The organism is Dactylosporangium cerinum (genome assembly GCF_042653625.1).
GTDB lineage: Bacteria > Actinomycetota > Actinomycetes > Mycobacteriales > Micromonosporaceae > Dactylosporangium > Dactylosporangium cerinum.
Genome location: NZ_JBHSIU010000073.1, coordinates 1 through 17,026 on the forward strand (window position 1 = coordinate 1; position 17,026 = coordinate 17,026).

Annotated in this window: 16 protein-coding genes and 4 pseudogenes; 9 read left to right on the forward strand and 11 right to left on the reverse strand. The window is 69.6% G+C overall.

Annotated features, from left to right (window positions below; all coding sequences use genetic code 11):
• Positions 1–75: 75 nt before the first annotated feature.
• Positions 76–186 (forward strand): annotated as a pseudogene (locus ACFPIJ_RS47250) (IS6 family transposase); the annotation flags it as partial.
• A gap of 13 nt (positions 187–199) precedes the next feature.
• On the opposite strand, the pseudogene ACFPIJ_RS47255 reads toward ACFPIJ_RS47250, so the two are convergent.
• Positions 200–400: pseudogene (locus ACFPIJ_RS47255) on the reverse strand (FAD-binding protein); the annotation flags it as partial.
• Between the two features lie 46 nt (positions 401–446).
• Positions 447–692: pseudogene (locus ACFPIJ_RS47260) on the reverse strand (transposase); the annotation flags it as partial.
• A gap of 66 nt (positions 693–758) precedes the next feature.
• On the opposite strand from ACFPIJ_RS47260, the gene ACFPIJ_RS47265 reads away from it, so the two are divergent.
• Positions 759–929 carry a hypothetical protein gene (locus ACFPIJ_RS47265; protein WP_380126056.1) on the forward strand — a complete coding sequence of 57 codons (171 nt, stop codon included), beginning with the start codon at positions 759–761 and terminating at the stop codon, positions 927–929.
• A 107-nt stretch (positions 930–1,036) separates the two neighbouring features.
• On the opposite strand, the gene ACFPIJ_RS47270 is transcribed toward ACFPIJ_RS47265, so the two are convergent.
• Positions 1,037–1,561 (reverse strand): DUF6221 family protein, encoded by a 525-nt coding sequence (locus ACFPIJ_RS47270; protein WP_380126057.1) that lies wholly within the window; start codon positions 1,559–1,561, stop codon positions 1,037–1,039.
• A 258-nt stretch (positions 1,562–1,819) separates the two neighbouring features.
• Positions 1,820–3,262 carry an FAD-binding oxidoreductase gene (locus ACFPIJ_RS47275; protein WP_380126058.1) on the reverse strand — a complete coding sequence of 481 codons (1,443 nt, stop codon included), beginning with the start codon at positions 3,260–3,262 and terminating at the stop codon, positions 1,820–1,822.
• A 250-nt stretch (positions 3,263–3,512) separates the two neighbouring features.
• On the opposite strand from ACFPIJ_RS47275, the gene ACFPIJ_RS47280 reads away from it, so the two are divergent.
• On the forward strand, positions 3,513–4,328 hold the full coding sequence (locus tag ACFPIJ_RS47280; RefSeq protein ID WP_380126059.1) for an SHOCT domain-containing protein: 816 nt from the start codon (positions 3,513–3,515) through the stop codon (positions 4,326–4,328).
• A gap of 171 nt (positions 4,329–4,499) precedes the next feature.
• Here ACFPIJ_RS47280 and ACFPIJ_RS47285 read toward each other — a convergent pair whose 3' ends face one another.
• A complete protein-coding gene (locus ACFPIJ_RS47285) occupies positions 4,500–5,564 on the reverse strand; it encodes an oxidoreductase (protein WP_380126060.1) in 1,065 nt (354 codons plus the stop codon).
• Between the two features lie 61 nt (positions 5,565–5,625).
• On the opposite strand from ACFPIJ_RS47285, the gene ACFPIJ_RS47290 reads away from it, so the two are divergent.
• Both ACFPIJ_RS47290 and ACFPIJ_RS47295 read left to right on the forward strand, forming a co-directional pair.
• On the forward strand, positions 5,626–5,967 hold the full coding sequence (locus ACFPIJ_RS47290; protein ID WP_380126061.1) for a MerR family transcriptional regulator: 342 nt from the start codon (positions 5,626–5,628) through the stop codon (positions 5,965–5,967).
• 250 nt (positions 5,968–6,217) lie between these two features.
• A complete protein-coding gene (locus tag ACFPIJ_RS47295) occupies positions 6,218–7,639 on the forward strand; it encodes an RtcB family protein (protein ID WP_380126062.1) in 1,422 nt (473 codons plus the stop codon).
• Between the two features lie 130 nt (positions 7,640–7,769).
• Here the strand turns inward: ACFPIJ_RS47295 and ACFPIJ_RS47300 are convergent, their stop codons facing one another.
• Both ACFPIJ_RS47300 and ACFPIJ_RS47305 read right to left on the reverse strand, forming a co-directional pair.
• Positions 7,770–8,249: an archease gene (locus tag ACFPIJ_RS47300; protein ID WP_380126063.1), complete on the reverse strand. Its 480-nt coding sequence runs from the start codon at positions 8,247–8,249 to the stop codon at positions 7,770–7,772.
• Between the two features lie 160 nt (positions 8,250–8,409).
• Entirely contained in the window at positions 8,410–8,934 is a 525-nt protein-coding gene (locus tag ACFPIJ_RS47305; protein WP_380126064.1) for a 2'-5' RNA ligase family protein, read from the reverse strand.
• 263 nt (positions 8,935–9,197) lie between these two features.
• Between ACFPIJ_RS47305 and ACFPIJ_RS47310 the strand changes: the two genes are divergently transcribed.
• From ACFPIJ_RS47310 to ACFPIJ_RS47320, 3 genes are all read left to right on the forward strand, one after another.
• Positions 9,198–9,851, forward strand: a complete 654-nt coding sequence (locus tag ACFPIJ_RS47310; RefSeq protein WP_380126065.1) for a CBS domain-containing protein — start codon at positions 9,198–9,200, stop codon at positions 9,849–9,851.
• Positions 9,852–10,074: 223 nt separating this feature from the next.
• Positions 10,075–10,677: a cyclase family protein gene (locus ACFPIJ_RS47315; RefSeq protein WP_380126066.1), complete on the forward strand. Its 603-nt coding sequence runs from the start codon at positions 10,075–10,077 to the stop codon at positions 10,675–10,677.
• Between the two features lie 288 nt (positions 10,678–10,965).
• The gene (locus ACFPIJ_RS47320; protein ID WP_380126067.1) at positions 10,966–11,913 is read left to right on the forward strand and encodes a ricin-type beta-trefoil lectin domain protein; all 948 of its coding nucleotides are present in this window, start codon (positions 10,966–10,968) and stop codon (positions 11,911–11,913) included.
• A gap of 608 nt (positions 11,914–12,521) precedes the next feature.
• On the opposite strand, the gene ACFPIJ_RS47325 is transcribed toward ACFPIJ_RS47320, so the two are convergent.
• Positions 12,522–12,725: a cold-shock protein gene (locus tag ACFPIJ_RS47325; RefSeq protein WP_380126068.1), complete on the reverse strand. Its 204-nt coding sequence runs from the start codon at positions 12,723–12,725 to the stop codon at positions 12,522–12,524.
• A gap of 166 nt (positions 12,726–12,891) precedes the next feature.
• Here ACFPIJ_RS47325 and ACFPIJ_RS47330 point away from each other — a divergent pair, with 166 nt between their 5' ends.
• Complete coding sequence (locus tag ACFPIJ_RS47330; RefSeq protein WP_380126072.1) at positions 12,892–13,575, forward strand: class I SAM-dependent methyltransferase; 684 nt, start codon at positions 12,892–12,894, stop codon at positions 13,573–13,575.
• Positions 13,576–13,656: 81 nt separating this feature from the next.
• Here ACFPIJ_RS47330 and ACFPIJ_RS47335 read toward each other — a convergent pair whose 3' ends face one another.
• From ACFPIJ_RS47335 to ACFPIJ_RS47345, 3 genes and pseudogenes are all read right to left on the reverse strand, one after another.
• Positions 13,657–14,490 carry a DUF6999 family protein gene (locus ACFPIJ_RS47335; RefSeq protein ID WP_380126069.1) on the reverse strand — a complete coding sequence of 278 codons (834 nt, stop codon included), beginning with the start codon at positions 14,488–14,490 and terminating at the stop codon, positions 13,657–13,659.
• Positions 14,487–16,181, reverse strand: coding sequence for a 3-oxoacyl-[acyl-carrier-protein] synthase III C-terminal domain-containing protein (locus tag ACFPIJ_RS47340; protein WP_380126070.1), 1,695 nt, complete (start codon positions 16,179–16,181; stop codon positions 14,487–14,489). Before ACFPIJ_RS47340 ends, ACFPIJ_RS47335 begins: the two co-directional genes overlap by 4 nt.
• Positions 16,182–16,308: 127 nt before the next feature.
• A pseudogene (locus ACFPIJ_RS47345) lies at positions 16,309–16,605 on the reverse strand (mannosyltransferase YkcB-related protein); the annotation flags it as partial.
• Positions 16,606–17,026: the final 421 nt, after the last annotated feature.

Here is a 17,026-nt window from a genome sequence, read left to right on the forward strand (position 1 = left end):
GATCAAACGGGCGACTCGGATACAGGGATGGTGCACCAGTGAGCGGTGAAGTCATCGATCCGTCCGCGCCGGTGACTGTCGCCGAAGTCGGCGTTCGCTGGCTTCCGGTTCCCGGCCGAGGTGATCGTCGTCGCGGTGCGCTGGCACCTGCGGTTCAACCTGTCCTATCGGGACGTTGAGGAGCTCGCCCAAGCGATCTGACCGGGGACCCGATCGCGGACCAGGCGGAGCTGGCGGGGTCGGGCGGATACCACAGTCCCTACTCGCGCACGGCGGCCCGGAAGTCGTTCACAACGCCCGGCTGGACCACGGCGAGCCGCTCCACCGGGTCGACCCGCAGGACCACGTTCATCCGGTCGAGCACCACCACCACCACCACGACGCCGCCGTCGACGGCATTCGGTGGCTCGCTTGAGGATCTCCACATCCTCCGCCAGCCGCCGGTTCTCCCGCCGCAACCGGGCGAGTTCGTCGCGTTCGGTGCTGGTCAGCCCGTCCGTGCGGGCCCCGGCGTCGAGGTCGGCCTGTCTGACCCAGTCCCGGACCGCGGTCTCGGTCAGGTCGAAATCCTTCGCGACCTGCCGCATCGAACGATCACCCCGACGGCAGACCTCGACGATCTCCGCCTTGAACTCCGCCGTGAACGCCCGGCGAGGCCGCCGCTGCTTACCCATGCCTTCCACGATGAACATCCTCTCCCGGGCACACAGCCCACAGATCTCGGATGTCCGTCAAAACGGGTCAGGCCCAGGACCGACATGTCAGGTTTCTCGTGGCGCGACGCCCGGTTCGCGGAGTACGGCAGCGCCGGCGCCGGCGCCGGCGCGGCGGTCAACGGCAACCGCCCGCAGATGAGCGCCTCGACCGCCACGCAGTTCACCCCGACCGCCTACCTGGCCAGCACCGACGGCTGGAACCCGATCCACTGAACCGCCGGGCGTCCCTACCCGGCGCAAGCGGGTGGGCATGGATTGGTCCAGCAGAAGGCCGTGGTCGCGCGGTCGAGACAGGCGGTGAGCGACGATCCGGCCCTGGCTCATATCGCCCATTCGGGGTAGTCGGGATGGTCGGACCACACCGTTGCGTCATTGCGAAGCTCTCGGCATGGCGTGGGCTCATTACAGGTTCGGCACCAGTTCGGCTCGCGCGGCTCGTCGTCCTGAACCAGTACCTCGATCGCCTTGCCGTCCTCGCGCCTGTACACCTCGTAGTGCTTGCCGTACTCGAGTTGACCGCTGGGATAGCCCGGCTTGTGTCGCTCGAGCCGCCGCCGCTTGGCCTCCACCTCGCGGAGCACCCGGGCGGGATCGTGACGGGCGATATGGGTGTGCTGGTTGCGACTGCCCGGCACGACCGCGACCGGCTCACCGCCCTCGTCGTGCGCCTGCCAAGGGTCCTGGATGATGGTACGGTCGGACGATCGGATCTCTCGCCAGCCGCCGGGCTGGTCCGGTTTGACGATCCACACCTGCGGTGCATAGCCGCCAGCCGAGATCATGCTGGCGATTGACTCGTCCTCGGCCAGCCGTGCCTCGATGAAAACCACCAGCTCGTTCGTCATGCCCTCGATTCTCCTCAGGCGGCGGCGATGGCGGGTCCGGATTTGCTCCCATCTCGTTGAGTTCGTCCAGGTGGGACATCGCGCAGGCGCGCGGACGGCGCGGCGATGACACGGGTTGCGCGTAGTGTGCTCGAGCTCCACACGTCCGTCTTGCGGGGCGCCTCCTGCCACGTCCGCATGCCTGAAGGGACGGGGGCGACGCTCGCCGGACTGCTGGCATTTGCCGAGCGTTTCTTCGCGGCCAGGTGGCCGGGCTCGTCAGGATCTGTAGTCGGTCGGGCGGATGTTGTTGTTGAGCCGGAAACGGTTGTCGGGGTCGAAGTCCTGCTTGATCCGGGCAAGCCGGTCGAGATTCTCGCCGAACGCTGCCTGTCTGCCCGCGCTGTCCAGGTCCAGGTCGCTGCTGAAGTTGAGGTAGGTGCCACTCGCGGAGGGCAGGGCGTTCACCTCGTTGAAAGCATCCCGCACCCACCTTGTGTTGGCCTCGGTGTCGGCGGCATCGGTCCAGTTGCCGTCAATGCTCACGAGGTATTCCGCACTCCGATCGCCGAAGGCGGTGTCATGCATCCCCGCACGCTGCACGGCGCCCCCCAGCTGCGGCACGTGGACCAGTGTGCTGGGGTGCGGTCGCTCAAGTCCTCTGCGGAGCAGCGTCTCGAGCACGTCGTCGCCGAGCTCGCGTACGGTTACCGACTTCCAGTAGCTGAGCAACTGCCCCTTTGGAAACATCCAGTCCAAGAGTCGCTGTACGTCCCGGAACGGCATAGGTCCGCTCAGGTCGGCGAGCGGAGTACCAAATTCGCTGATCGGTCTGAGGATCGTTGTGGCGTCCTCAGGCGGACCCGCGTACACGGCGGCAGTGATGAATACGTCCCGGTTCTGCACCTCTTGCGGTAGCAGTGGCGTGGCAGGCATCGACCAGAACATGGCACGGCTGGTGACCTCGTCCGGCAGACCGGCCGTCCAGTCCCGCCAGGCTGGAAGGATCTCCTCCGCGTCGGACGCGGCGTACATCGCGGCCCCGTACATGACGATGGGTCCGATCGGGTGGGCATGGAACTCGAAGGCGGTGACGACGCCGAAGTTGCCACCGCCGCCGCGCAGCGCCCAGAAGAGTTCCTCGTGCTCGGTCTCGCTGGCTCGAAGGAGCGTCCCATCGGCCGTGACGATCTCGACGGCGGCCAGGTTGTCGCAGGTGAGGCCGTACTTGCGGTGGAGCCACCCGAGTCCGCCGCCGAGCGTCAGACCGGCGACGCCCGTCGTCGACACGACGCCGCCCGGCACGGCCAAGCCGAAAATCTGACTCTCTCGGTCGACATCTCCCCAGGTCGCGCCTCCCTGGACGCGAACGAGCCGCTCGGCGGGGTTCACCCATACCCCCCGCATCGCCGAGAGGTCGATCATCATGGCTTCGTCGCAGGTGCTGTGGCCCGCGATTCCGTGGCCACCACCCCTCACAGCGACCAGCAGATCGCGTTCGCGAGCGAGGTCCACCGCGTCGATCACGTCCGCTGCTCCCGAACACCGGGCAATGAGTCCAGGGTGCCGGTCGAACATGCCATTGTGCACGACGCGACTCTCGTCGTAGCCGGGATCATCCGGTGTGATGAGCGGACCGTGGAAGGCCGTCCGAAGTGCATCGATCCGCTCGTCGGTGACGGCCGTTTCACCGCCGTTGAGCCTGCGGAGCCTCACCGTCATTGCCAGGTCCTCCAGCCAGACGAGTCCCGAACCCGCATGGGACTATCACCCGCAATCCGGACCTTAAACCCAATTGCGTCGTCGCCCAGCAGGAAGCCACCCCGCTCGGCGAGGCCTGGGGCGGGTCGTGGTGCGCGCGGTGCCAGATCGATGTACCGCAGGCCTACACGATCACGACCGGCAGCTCCGACGTGATCGTCGGTGTCTTGGACAGCGGCATCCGGTCGCACGTATGGCGTACTGTGCGCCCGTGTCCACGTCCCGGATCATCGCGACCACCATCGGCATTGGCGCATCAGTGGTGGCCGGCTACGGCATGTACCGTCTGATGCTCATCGGCTCGTGTACCGGCGACGGCTGCGGCTCGGGCATCTGGGTCTTCGTCGTCGCGCTGCTTCTCGCGGTCATCGCCGCGATGGTCGGCGACACCCTGCTCCTCATCGCGACGCTGTTCGCCGGCCTCGGCATCGGCGCGGTGGTCGGCGCGGTCGCCGACCCGAACGGCGAGTGGGTCGGCTATGTCATCGGCGCGGCGATGGTGCTCGGCGGCCTCACCGTGGTGCTGGTCGGCCGCGCGACCCGTAAGGCCATGGCCGGCATGCGGGCCGCGATCCGCGACAGCCTGCCGACCGTCACGCCCGACACCCTGCAGACGACCGGGCGGGCCGCCGTCGCCGAGGTGTTGGCGGTGCGGGAGACCGGCACGACCGTCAACGACAACCCGGTCGTCGGCTTGCGGGTCCGGCTGACCCCGACCGACGGTGGCGCCCCGGTGGAGGGCGAGAAGAACGCACTCGTGTCCCGGCTGAACATCCCTCGCGCCGGCGAGCGGTTCGCGGCCGGCTACGACCCCGGATTGCCCGACTCGTTCGTGCTGATCCTCGCGGTCACAGACCACACCCCTGCACATCTGCGCGAGCTGTACGAGCGGCTGCGCACGGAGGCCACGCCCGGGTTCGACCCGCTGGAGCGGCTCGGCAAGCTCAACGAACTGCGGCTGGCCGGCGCGCTGACCGAGGCGGAGTTCGAGCGGCAGAAGGCGAAGCTGCTCGACCCCACCGGCTGAGGGCAGGCGAGGGGCTACCTCCCGCGGGCACGGGCGGTCCGGGTCACCCATGCCGCGGTGGGATGTTCGGTGGCACCGAGGATCCGGATCCGGCGGCTGGCGTGCTCGATGACGGCGAGGATGTACAGCCTCGTGCCGGTCAGCGTGATCGTTTTTGCCGACCAAAGATCGCTAGAAGTACATGTCCTCGTCGGCCTTGCGGTAGTTGTGGATCTCGTCGAGTCGGCCGGCTGCGGCAAGGGTTACCCACGCCGGGTTGCCGAGCAGGATGCGTCCGAGAGCGACGAGGTCGAATTCGCCCGCGTCGAGCCGGTGGAGCAGGTCGCGTAGCGCACTGGAGCCGAGGAAGTCACGGGTCAGGCCGATCGAGCCGACGGTGATGGCTGGCAGGCCGGTGAGGTGCTTGGCCCAGCCGGCCAGATTGCGCGGCGAGCCGGAGAACGCCGGGGTGGCGAAGTTGCGCTGGGAAGCGTGCAGCACGTCGGCGCCGGCCGTGGTGAAGGCGTTGAGGAGCACCGCCAGCTCGGTAGGTGACTCTGCGATCCGGGCGGCGTAGTCTCGCTCCTTGAACTGGGAGAACCGCACGATGACCGGCATCTCGGCGGGGATCGCCGCGCGGACCGCCCGGATCACCTCCGCCGGGAATGCGGCGCGCGCGGCGGGTGACCCGCCGAAACGGTCGGTGCGGCGGTTGGTGTGTGGCCAGAGAAACTCGTCGAGCAGATAGCCGTGCGCGGCGTGGATTTCCACGGCGTCGAAACCGGCCCGGACCGCCACACGAGCGGCGTCGGCGTATGCGGCGAGAAGGGCGTCGACGTCGGCGAGGGTCATCGCGTGGCTGTTGCCGGGCACGCCCGACGGGGTCCAAGCCGGGATCCCGTCTACCGGCTCGCGTGCGCTGCCGAGATGCCAGAGCTGCGCGGCGATCCGGCCGCCGGCGGCGTGCACCTCATCGGTCACCCGCTGCCAGCCTTTCTCCGCCGGACCGGCGGTCATCCGCGGCACGGTCGTCTCGTGGCCGGCGCTGGGATGCCCGACGAGCACCCCCTCGCTGATGATCAGACCAATGCCGTTTTCGGCTCGGCGCCGGTAGTAGGCGGCAACCTCGGGCGTCGGAACACCGTCGGGCGAACGGAATCGGGTCATCGGTGCCATCACGAAACGGCTGTTCAGCGGCAGGCCAGCAAGCGTCATCGGCTCGAGCAGGGTACCCAGAAGGGCAGTCGTCGCGGTCATGCCGTTACGCTAAAACCTGACATTGACGTCAAGGGCAAGTCTTGTGACGAGGGAGACACCGATGCGCATCGGCGACCTGGCCACGGCGACCGGCGCGAGCGCGCGATCGCTGCGCTACTACGAGGAGCAGGGGCTACTCGCAAGCGAGCGCAGTTCCGGCGGGCAACGGCACTATCCTGAGTCGGCAGTCGAGCGCGTCACGCTTATCCAGTCCCTGCTCGCCGCCGGTCTGTCCAGCAGCACCATCCACGACGTGTTGCCGTGCATCACCGAGGAAGCTATCCGCACGCCCTGGCTGGCCGAGCGGTTGCGCTCGGAGCTGAGCCGGGTCGAGGATCAGATCAGCTCTCTGCACCGGACCCGCGACATCCTGGCCGGCCTGGTCGAGCACTACGCCGTCTGACATCACCGACGCCGTCAGCAGTATTGAGCCCCTGCAACCGATGCCACCCGCACCGTCCACACCGGACGACGAGCAAGCAGCCCCCGGGCAGCGGTCCAGCAGGCCGGACGCCACCACGACATCGCGTGCGCCCGAAGCAACTCGGCAAGACCGCGGGCATCGGCCTGATACTGCGTCGTGTGTCGTGTAGCTGGGAGTGGTAGCGGGTAGCCCCCGGAAGTCTGTCGCACACGCGGGCCAGGGGGTGAGCGTGAGGCTGGTGCAGGAGTCCGACTACCGGTTCCGTATCGACCCGTACGGCGAGATGCGGGTGCCCGGCGTGGTGTTCGCCTCGCGGGCGCTGCTGCCCGATCCCGCTGCGGACAAGGCCTTGGAGCAGGTGGCCAACGTCGCGACACTGCCCGGGGTGGTGGGCGCGTCGTACGCCATGCCCGACATGCACTGGGGGTACGGGTTCCCGATCGGCGGGGTCGCCGCCACTGACGTCGCCGCCGGCGGGGTGGTATCCCCTGGCGGCGTCGGATTCGACATCTCCTGCGGCGTGCGGCTGCTCGCCGCCGACCTCGACCGCCAGGAACTCGCCGATCCGTCGCTGCGGGCGCTGATGGACGGCCTCGACGCGGCGACTCCCCGCGGCATGGACCGCAGGGCCGTGTGGGCGCTGCGCGATGCCCGGCAGCTGCAGGAGGTGCTGACCGGCGGCGCCCGGTACGCGGTACAGCAGGGCCACGGGACGCAGCGCGACCTCGAACGCTGCGAGGACGGCGGCGCAGTGGCCGACGCCGACCCCGGGCAGGTCAGCGAACGAGCGGTACAGCGCGGGCTGGGCCAAGTGGGCAGCCTCGGGTCGGGAAACCACTTCCTGGAGGTCCAGGTCGTCGACCGGGTCTACGACGAGCCGACGGCCGAGGCGTTCGGGCTGCGTGCAGGCCAGGTGTGCGTGATGATCCACTGCGGGTCCCGTGGGCTCGGACACCAGATCTGCACCGACCACGTGCGCGTCATAGAACGCGCCATGCTGAGATTCGGTATCACGGTCCCGGATCGGCAGCTGGCGTGCGCGCCGGTCTCGTCACCGGAGGCTCAGGCGTATCTCGCAGCGATGGCCGCGGCGGCCAACTACGCCCGCGCCAACCGGCAGTTGCTTGCCGTGGCGGTCCGGCGTGTGTTCGGCAGGGTCACCGGTCGGGAGCTGGCGCTCGTGTACGACATCTCGCACAACCTCGCCAAGATCGAAACGCACGAGGTGGCCGGGGCGCCGCGGCGGCTGTGCGTGCACCGGAAGGGCGCCACCCGGGCACTGCCGCCGGGCCATCCGGACCTGCCAGCCGACCTGAGCGGCGCCGGGCAGCCGGTACTCATCCCCGGCACCATGGGCACCGCGTCCTACGTGCTCACCGGCCGGCCGGGTGCGCCGGCGTTCGCCTCGACCTGCCACGGCGCCGGCCGTGCGCTCAGCCGCCACCAGGCCGCCAAGACGGTGCGCGGCAAGGAGCTGCGCGAGCGGCTGCAGGCCGAGGGCATCGAGGTGCGGGGGGCGTCGTGGCGCGGCCTGGCCGAGGAGACGCCGGAGGCGTACAAGGACATCGACGCCGTCGTGGACGCCGCGCAGGGCGCCAGGCTGTGCGCGCGGGTCGCGCGGCTGGTGCCGATCGGCGTAGTCAAGGGGTGAGACGACCGGCTTGCCGGTGCGCGCCGGGACCTGCTACGGCGGCCGGCGGGCGACAACATCGCCGGGCGCGGCGCCTCCTGCTGCGGTCCGGCCGAAGGGACACCCGAGGGCCGATCCGCTTCGTTGCGGCTCACACGTCGATGGTCACCGAGCACGACCAACCGACTCCTTCGCGGCCGAACCGCAAATCGTGCAGCGAGACCCCCTTCGGCACCGCGCCCACCAACTCCGCCCGGCCGGCGTCGACCATCGACAACCGCACGTCCAGACTGCCATCTCCGGCCTCCGCCTGCGCCGCGACCGGAAGCCGGCCAGTGGTGTCGATCAGATAGATCACCTCGTCGAGCACCGCGACCAGCAGGTCGGCGTCCGGGCCGGGCCCGGCCCGGAAACGAACGGTCGTGGTCGGCACAGCGCCGGATACCTCGGCGAAGTTGCCCACCATTGCCGCGACCGCCTCCACCACACAGTGTTCCCGCGATGGCGCCCACGACTCGATCCGCACGTCCGCGGTGTGCGACACGCTCCGGTGCCCCGCTGCCGGCCGTTCACCCATTACAGCCTCCAACCCACTACCCGCCGCACCAGCGTGTCGGGGCAGTGTGACCATGACCCGTGCGCCCTCATTGCCGCAGCCAGCCGGCTCATCGCCGCCCTCACCGCTCGGGCGCCGTGGACGACGGCGTCGAGGCCGGCCGCCGCGCCCACAGTGTCGGTAACCTGCTGACGCACCCGGCTGCCCAGGCAATCGTACGATCCGTCTGGGGCGGTCAGGGCACGTTCGGCAGCGGCCACAGCTGCCCGGTTGCGCTGTCGATGAGCGCAGCGCGGGTGATCCGGGCGGTGAGAGGGAGGAAGCCGTAAACGGTAGTGGCGACAATGGGCAACTGCTCGGACCGGGCGCGTGGGGCGACCGAGCAGTGTGGCAGCCACGCGTCGATCTCATAGTGCGCGTGCACCAGCGCACCTGTGGCGCGGACCGCCTCGACCACGCCCTGCTGTCGCGCGATGAGTTCCGCCGGCACGGCGGGAACGAGGCAGATCCGGCCCCGCCGGAAGGCGCCCAGCGCGTCAAAGGTGACCTCGCAGCCGCCCCGGTCCGGGAGCCTCGCCACGGTGTCGCGGACGGCGGCGAGATCCCACCGCAGCAGGACGACGTACGACAGATGGGCGTGGTGCATCCCGTGGGTGTGCGAGCGAAGTGTCGCGACGCCCTGCTCCTCGAGCCTGTTCCACAGCGTCGTCAGGGCACGTTCGGTGCGACCGTCGAAGAGCAGGCAGACAGCCAAGGCCACCGCTCGACGGTAGCTCCCTCCGGTCGAGACAGCGGCCTGCTCCCGCTCGGTCCGGGTGTCCAGAAGGTCGAGGTGTACGAGTTCCTCGACCGCCGCGCCGTCGAAGCCAGCGAGCCGTGAGCCAAGTCATCTTGGAGTGGCCAATCGAGTGGTTGGACGCACCCTGGCCGCGGTCAGCACGTCAGGCTTGACGCTGGCGACGTAGCGTTGCAGGCGAGAGGTCCGCTGGCTCCCACTATGGCTACATCGGCAGAGGAGGGGTGATGACGACGTTCGACAGGGCAAGGGCGTCCGCCAAGCGTGGCGTGGCGCGCGGCCGGGAGCGAATCGACTTCATACGGGCACAGCGGCGGCGCACCGAACTGCTGCGGGAGCTTGGCGAGGCGTACTACGCCGAGCACTCCGGAACGGCAACGCATGAGGCGGCGGCCGGCAAGCTTGCTGCCTTGGACGCCCACATGGAGGAGCTGCGCAGATTGTCGGGTCGACCGGGCCAGACCCGGCGGGCGAGGGACATCATGCACCCGGGCACCGAGTGCGTCGGCGAGAACGACAGCATCGCGACCGCCGCGCAGAAGATGCGCGACCTCGGTGTCGGTTCGCTGCCGATCTGCGGCACGGACGACCGACTGCATGGCATGATCACCGACCGCGACATCGCCGTGAGGTGCATCGCGGAAGGCGGCAACCCGCGCGAGGTGACGGCGCGTGATCTCGCCCAGGAGAGGTTGTTCTGGGTCGAAGCCTCGGCCGACGTCAGCGAGGTGCTGCGTGTGATGGAGAACCACCAGGTCAAGCGGTTGCCGGTGATCGAGAACCGCCGCCTGGTCGGCATCATCAGCGAGTCGGACCTGGCCCGCAACCTCGACGATCACCGGCTCGCCGAGTTCGTCGAGCGGGTCTACGCGACGTCGTAACCGCGGAGGAACCCACCTGCGGCCGTGGCATGTTGGTCGTCGACAGGTTCGGTGGTGGCCGGGCCACGCCCTGGCCCGGCCACCACACCACCCTCCGGGCCACGAGGCCGCGGACAGCAATGCCGACGCCTCCAGGTCGTGCGCAGCACGACAGCTGAGTCCCCGCGACATCCCGCTGTCTTGCCGGAGCCCTGGCGTCGCTACTCTGCGTAGACTCGGAATCGTGATCGTGGACCTGTCGCACAAGATCGCCGCCGGGGTACTCACCCGCTCGGCCGAGATCGAGTCGCTGGGTCTGCTCGGCAATACGGGTACCTACCTCGACGCGCCATACCACTACCACGCCGACCGGGCCGACCTCGCACACCTGCCACTCGAACGGCTGGTCAACGTATCGATCACGATTGTGCGCGCCTTCGGCCGAACCTCAGTGACCGCAGCCGACCTCGGCGACCCCGACCGGCTGTGGGGACGCGCTGTCCTGGTGCACACCGGCTGGGCCCATCACTGGGCCACATCCCGCTACCTCGACCTGGACTGCCCGCACCTGGCCGCTGACGCCGTCGACAAACTCGTTGACGCCAACGCCGCGCTCGTCGGCATCGACTCGCTCAACATCGACGACCCGACCGACCCGAAACGGCCCGCCCACCAGCGGCTGCTCGGCGCCGACATCCCGATCATCGAACACCTGACCAACCTCGAATCAGTACCCGATACCGGGGCCCGCCTGACCGCCATCCCTGCGCCGGTACGCGCGATGGCCTCATTTCCCGTGCGCGCCGTCGCGGTCTACAACGGCTCGGGCCTATCTGACGTGTCTTGACGTGTTGCGATCGGGTTTGGCGCGGAGCCAGATCACGATCGAGGCGACGGTGACCGTTGCCTCGTAACGGGATTTCAACTTGTCGTACCGAGTCGCGACGGCCCGGAACTTGTGCGGCTCGTACATTGCGGCGACATGTCGTTGCGCCGGGCTACCGGATCAGCCATGCCGGCCATGCACGACCGGTGGAGGGCTGGACAACATTCATCTTCGCTACAGTGACTGGGGGTACGTCGACGAATACACAGCGCTTAGGTTGCGCAACGCGACAGCGTGGGGGAGCAGCCAATGCCCGACGACGACAGCACGGTTGCAGCGTCTGCCGGCCCGGACTACGGCGAACAGAGTCTTGTCCGCCCGTACATCCGTCGATACGAGCAAACGCGCGCGCAGAACCCGCCCGAAGCGGCTCCCGATGGTCCACCGAAACCGATCGGCCCGCCCCCGCAGGGCAACCCGGCGCCGCCTTCCCCCCTTGATCCTCGGGCCATCGTGGACACGGTGCCGCCTGCCGTGACGGTTGACCGCGGCCGGCGACGGGTGCTCCTCACCGCGGCGGGCTGCGGCGCGCTGGCTTTCGCGCTGGCCGCCATCGTGCTGGCCGTCAGCGTCGGCGGCCGGCCCGGAGGGCGTGGTCTGGACACCGCGGCGGGCGGGTCGCCGGAGGCCGGCCGGCTCGAGACGGCCCGCCTGCCGAGTCCTTCGGCCGGCCCGAATTCGCCCACGGCGGCCGAAACGTCAACGACTCCTTTCCCCACCCCGTCCACCAGCCCGTACCGGTCGCCGGAAACGAGATCGGACGACTCGGAGCCAGGTGATTCCGTCGGATTGCCGACGCCGCACCCCTCAACGGAGCCTCCCCTCGTGTTGAGCCGAACCGGCAGGATCACCAGTGTCGCCGGGCTGTGTCTGGATGGCGGCGGTGGCAACAACAAGAACAACGACAAGCTCCGGCTGCGGGACTGCGACGGCACCGAGGGTCAGGTGTGGACCGTTGCCGGCGACGGGACCGTGCGGGTTCAGGGCAGATGCATGCTGGCGACGACAGGCCTGGTGCGGCTACGCGACTGCGACGGTGATGCGGGTCAGCAGTGGCGGCTCGGCATTGCGGGATCCCTGGTCAATCCTGCGTCCGGGCTGTGTCTGGGGAGCCCGGGGGGTGGCGCGGGCCGTGGAACCCCGCAGCGCGTCGCGGCATGCAACCAGTCCGACGCGCAGCGGTGGACGTTGCCGTAGGGGCGCAACGTTGACGGCTCCGTCGTCCCTGGCCCGACAGAGCAGGGCTTTGGCGCAATCCGCAATGGTCTTGGAGAGGCGATCAGAGGCCGGTGGTCAGGTCGGCTCGATCGCTTGCGCCGGGAGTTTGGGCGAGGATGCGGGATGCCGACTGTGCGTGTAAGCAGGGGAACGCGGTCAACTGCGCCCACGAGGCCAGACAGCCGGCACATATGCCGTCCCGCTCGATGTGCTTTTCGATGACCGCGAGGGCCTCGCTTCGGGTTTCGGGTGGTCTGTAGTCCTTCATGGTGGTCCCTGGTGAGAATGCCGACGGATCACGGTGCACGGCAGGAGCGCAGCGCACGCGGCCGCCTGCTGGAACAGGCCACCAGATGGGATCATCATGTCCACCACTGCCCCGAATCGGATTTCTGCTGAAGAGGGCGTACGCAACCCGCCAGGGGTTACTCCGATCCGCGGAAGTGTCGTGAAAGCGTCAGATCTCTGCGTTTACACCACTCGTCGGGCGGCATCTTCACGCTGCGCCGTCCTGGACGGGCGTCGATTGATGGCTCGATGCAACAGTGCCCGTGCGGCTCGGCGGACTCCGACGCTTGCCCGAGTGGTCAGACGGCTCGAACGTTCTCCGCTTGGGGGCCCTTCTGGCCCTGTGTCACATCGAACTCGACCTTCTGACCCTCGTTGAGCTCACGGTAGCCACCGCTCGCGATCGCCGAGTAGTGCACGAAGACGTCAGGGCCCCCGCTGTCCTGCTGGATGAAGCCGAAGCCCTTTTCCGAGTTGAACCATTTCACGGTACCGCTTGCCACGCGTTCCTCCTGATGCACAGTGGTAGACCCCACCCAACGTTGATGCAGGCAGACGTACCCCGCTGCCGACGACAGAAACCCACAGGCGGCTGCTGGGTGACGTGGCTGGTCAACGACCGGCAGAAGACCGGAATCCGCCCCGGTCCTCCGTCATGCTTGATCAATGATGAGTCGGGTTGTGCAGGCGTTGGCCGAGCTACGCCACGAGGTGACGACGCCGGGCACCGGCCTGGACCGTCTCCGCCTCGTCGAGGTGCCCTTTGTGCCCGAGGTGCGGCTGTATCTGGCTGAGGACGCCATCGTGTGGTGGGCCAGGATGGAAGCGCAGGCTGGCGTGAAGCGACCGCCTCCGTTCTGGTCTTCCGCGTGGGCCGGGGGCAAGGCGATCGCCCGATATGTCCTGGACCATCCGGCGGCAGTGGCCGGCCGACGGGTCCTGGATCTGGCTGCCGGTTCGGGGTTGGTCGCCATCGCGGCAGGAAAGGCCGGCGCGGCAGCTGTGACCGCAAATGACGTAGACCCGTACGCTGTCGCCGCGATCAGACTCAATGCGAAAGTCAACGGTGTGCTTGTTACCGAATGTCTCGCGGACCTGCTCGACGGGGACGGCGGTGATGCCGAAACGGTCCTGGCTGGTGACATCTTCTACTCCGGGATCATGGCTCAGCGCGTTCTGGCCTTCCTGGAACGCGTTGCGGCGCGCGGCGCCCAGGTGCTCGTCGGCGATCCCGGCCGGGAACATCTGCCCCGCGGCCGCATGCAGACTGTTGCTTCCTACCGGTTGCCGCTCGTGGACGCCTTCGCAGACGCCCAACTGACCCAGATGAACGTGCTGCAGCTGCGCCGATAGCCCCGCACTCTTCGGGGGTGCCGACCGCGAGGCCCCGGCCCTGATGACCGCCGCGGTCGACGCCCTCCTCGGCATCAGGCGTTAGCGCGGGACCCCCACGGCGTCGGCCATCCGTCGGACGGTGGCCGGCGGCGGGGTCGTGCGCAGCAGGCGCTCGTGGGCGTACTCGCAGATGACCGCGTGCTCGTAGACGGCCCGGGGGACCTCGAGCCGCGAGTCGACCCGCACCGCCACCCCGGCCGGCGCCCACGTGCGGTACACCGGGTCGCCGGTCAGGTCGGCCAGCGCCGCCAGCAGGTGCGCGTCCAGGCGCAGCGACTGCACCGCCCGCCGGTACTCCTCCGCCGACAGGCACAGCGCGAACGGGATGTTCATCAGGCACAGCGCCGACTGGATGTCCAGCCGCAGCCACCGCCGGGTGCCCGGCTCCGCGTCGATCGGGCCGACCGCGAGCATCGTGGTGTCCAGCCCGCCGGGCGGCGGCACGACCTGCCGGCCGAGGGCGCCGAGCACGTCGTACACGTTGACGTCGTGCACGATCACGGCCCGGTCGCCCAGTTCGGCGAGCGACCGCGGGCGCAGCGACACCTCGGGGCCGCCGGCGTTGCGGGCGATGCAGGCCAGCAGGTTCGTCTCGACGACGAAGTGCCGCACCAGCAGCGCCCCGGCGGCCGGGCTGACGCACCGGCGCAGGAACCACACGCACAGCGCGTCCATCGTCGCGTGCGCGGTGAGCCGGACGGGCACCAGCCGGCGGGCCACGACGGCGAGCGCGACGAGCAGGTTGCAGGCCGGCCGCAGCACCGGGTAGAGCCAGCGCCGCGACCAGGTGCGCTGGTCGGCGAGGACCAGCGCGAGCGTCGCCGGGTCTATCGGCTCCCGGGTGGCGAGCTCGTCCCAGATCGTCGGGGTCACCGGATCTCCTGCAGCTGCAGCAGGTAGAGGCGGGCGACGATCCGGGCGGTGCGCACGATCCGGGCGCAGGCCTCCGGGTCAGCCCCGACGAGGTCGAGCAGCCGGTGCAGCTGGCCGACGTGCTCGGCGTCGTGCTCCCCGTGGTACCGCAGGAAGCTCATCTGCCCGTCGGTGAGCCCGAGCGCGCCGGCCAGCCGGCCGGCCCAGCCCAGGGCCTTGAACGTGCCCAGCCCCTCGATGACAAACATCGCGCCCAGCAGGTCCACCGGGTCCGGCTGGGAGGCCTGCTGCAGGATGAATGCGGACAGCGCCTCCGAGCCGGGGTTCTTCGCCCGGGCCCGGATCGCCCGCGGGTCGCCCCCGACGGCGGCGAAGTCCCGCTCCAGCAGCAGGAAGTCCCGGTGCTCGTCGGCGGCGTGGCGGATCGCGGCGCTGCGCAGCTCGAAGCGTTCCGCGGAGAAGTTCGACGCGGCGCGGGAGATCCACCGGCCGCCCTCGACCACCTGCTGGCGCAGGTCGAGCAGCAGCGCCCGGTAGTCCTCGACGGTCGCGGTGCCGGCCTCGATCCGCCGCACCAGCGGCACGCCGCGCAGCCCCTCCTCCAGCTCGCTCCAGACCCCGGCGAGGTCGTCCAGCAGCTGGGTCGGCGATACGCAGGTGAGCAGCGCGAACGCGATCGTGAACCGGCCCGACTCCGGCACCGCGAGCAGCACCCGGTCGCCGGGGGCGAACCGGCCGGTCCGCCACGCCTCCTCCAGCATCACGAAGATGCTCGCCGCGCCGGTGTTGCCGCACGTCTCGAGGTTGCTGAAGGACTTCTCGGACAGCTCGGGGAGGGCGGCGAAGATCTGGTCGCGGAACGTGTTCGCGCTGTAGTGACACAGCACGTGGTCGACGGTGTCCAGGTCGACGTGCTCGCGCACCAGCGTCACGCCGAGGCGGACCAGATCCGGCAGCGCGGTCACGTCCTGGCGCAGCCGCAGCAGGCCCGCCACCTCCGCCTCCGCGGCGCTGGGCGCGTCGAGCCAGCCCTCGCCGGCGCGCATGCAGGCGGGCCGCTCGTGGGCGTACGACACCGACCTGACCCACTCGACCCGCAGGCTCGGCCGGTCGACGCGGGGCCGGTCGGTCAGCACGACCGCGCCCGCGCCGTCGGACAGCGTCCAGCGCAGGAAGTCGGCGTCGGGCGTGGAGCGCCCGCCGGCGGCGAAGCGCGGCTCCGTCAGCACCCGGCTGACGAGCTCCGAGCCGACGGCCGCGGCCGCGTCGTGCTCGCCGAGCGCCACCGCCGCCGCGGCCGCCTTGAGTGCCGCCATGCCGGACGCGCACACGCCCGCCGCAGACAGCAGTTCCTTCGGGCCGCCGCCGACCCGGCCGTGCACCATCGCGGCGAACCCGGGCACCAGCTGGTCGCCCATTGTGGTGCCGGTCGCGAGCATGCCGATCTCGTCGACGGTGAGCCCGCCGTCCTTCACCGCCCGCTCCAGGGCCTCGGCGGCGAGCTCGGCGTTGCCGCCGCCGGCCGCGTAGTGCCGGCGCCGGATGCCGTTGCCGGCGAGGACCCGCTCCCGCCGCCGGTCCGTCGCCCGGTCCGTCCCACCGAGCCGATCGGCGATCCCCGCGTTGTCCACCGGCTCGCCCGGCAGGTACGCGCCGCATCCTGTGATGTACACCGCTCGCGTCTGTCCCATGTGGACCATTGAGCCCCGCGGATGCCCGGCCGCGGATCCGTCGCGCGACTCAACCGGCCTGAGCCGCGGTACCTAGGTAGCCGAGCAGGGCGGCGGGCCGCGCCGAACGGAGCACGCGCCCGGCCGGTCATCCGGTTTGCCGTGCACAGTCGTAGAGGGTGTAGAGCGGGGTGACGAATCCAGTGACGGGGCGGCAGGCGGTCGGCGCCCACCGGGCGTAGTCCGGGAAGTCGCGCGTCGGCTTGCCCTTCAGCTGCGGACCGTCGACGAGGGCGTACCGTAGCTCGCCGGCCGCGACCAGCTCGCCGAGCCGCTGTGGGCCGATGTTGGGGATCTGGGCGGTGAACCCGCCGACGGGGAGCGGGTCGAGACCGCGGGAGATGAACTGGCCGGCCTGTGGCGCCCACTGCACGGCGAGGTCGTAGCGCTCGCCGCACCTCGTCGAGGCTTCGCGAGGGCGACTCCTGGCCGGCTACGCCGTCCAAGGGCGCGGGCACAGACTCCTTTACTCGGCCGGTTTATGCTTGTAGCGACCTGGGAGAACGTGCTTGAGCACGTCGCTGGGGCCTTTGACGACTGGAGGCCAATGGGTCGCGGGTTCAAATTCCGCCGCCATCGGTGCCACCGCCAGGAGACCGTGAACTGTCAGGGTCTGGGGTCACGGCGGTGGCTGCTCGTCTCTGCGTGGTCGATTCAAGAGCATTGAGCCTTTTCCAGGCTGACGTTGCAGCTGGGCATGGGTGTGGCGGACCCAGGGATCGATGGGGGCGAGGCTCCAGGTAGGACAGCAGTCGACCAAGATCTGTGAGGCTTGCTGTCAAGGGGTTGCTTGAATGGTTCGCCAG

Bases quoted from the DNA above. Each gene is read 5' to 3' on its own strand.
- ACFPIJ_RS47340 (WP_380126070.1), bottom strand. From the start codon at position 16,181: ATGGGACAGACGCGAGCGGTGTACATCACAGGATGCGGCGCGTACCTG.
- ACFPIJ_RS47330 (WP_380126072.1), top strand. From the start codon at position 12,892: ATGAGTCGGGTTGTGCAGGCGTTGGCCGAGCTACGCCACGAGGTGACG.
- ACFPIJ_RS47290 (WP_380126061.1), top strand. From the start codon at position 5,626: ATGCGCATCGGCGACCTGGCCACGGCGACCGGCGCGAGCGCGCGATCG.
- ACFPIJ_RS47320 (WP_380126067.1), top strand. From the start codon at position 10,966: ATGCCCGACGACGACAGCACGGTTGCAGCGTCTGCCGGCCCGGACTAC.
- ACFPIJ_RS47270 (WP_380126057.1), bottom strand. From the start codon at position 1,561: ATGACGAACGAGCTGGTGGTTTTCATCGAGGCACGGCTGGCCGAGGAC.
- ACFPIJ_RS47285 (WP_380126060.1), bottom strand. From the start codon at position 5,564: ATGACCGCGACGACTGCCCTTCTGGGTACCCTGCTCGAGCCGATGACG.
- ACFPIJ_RS47275 (WP_380126058.1), bottom strand. From the start codon at position 3,262: ATGACGGTGAGGCTCCGCAGGCTCAACGGCGGTGAAACGGCCGTCACC.
- ACFPIJ_RS47310 (WP_380126065.1), top strand. From the start codon at position 9,198: ATGACGACGTTCGACAGGGCAAGGGCGTCCGCCAAGCGTGGCGTGGCG.
- ACFPIJ_RS47300 (WP_380126063.1), bottom strand. From the start codon at position 8,249: ATGGTCACACTGCCCCGACACGCTGGTGCGGCGGGTAGTGGGTTGGAG.
- ACFPIJ_RS47265 (WP_380126056.1), top strand. From the start codon at position 759: ATGTCAGGTTTCTCGTGGCGCGACGCCCGGTTCGCGGAGTACGGCAGC.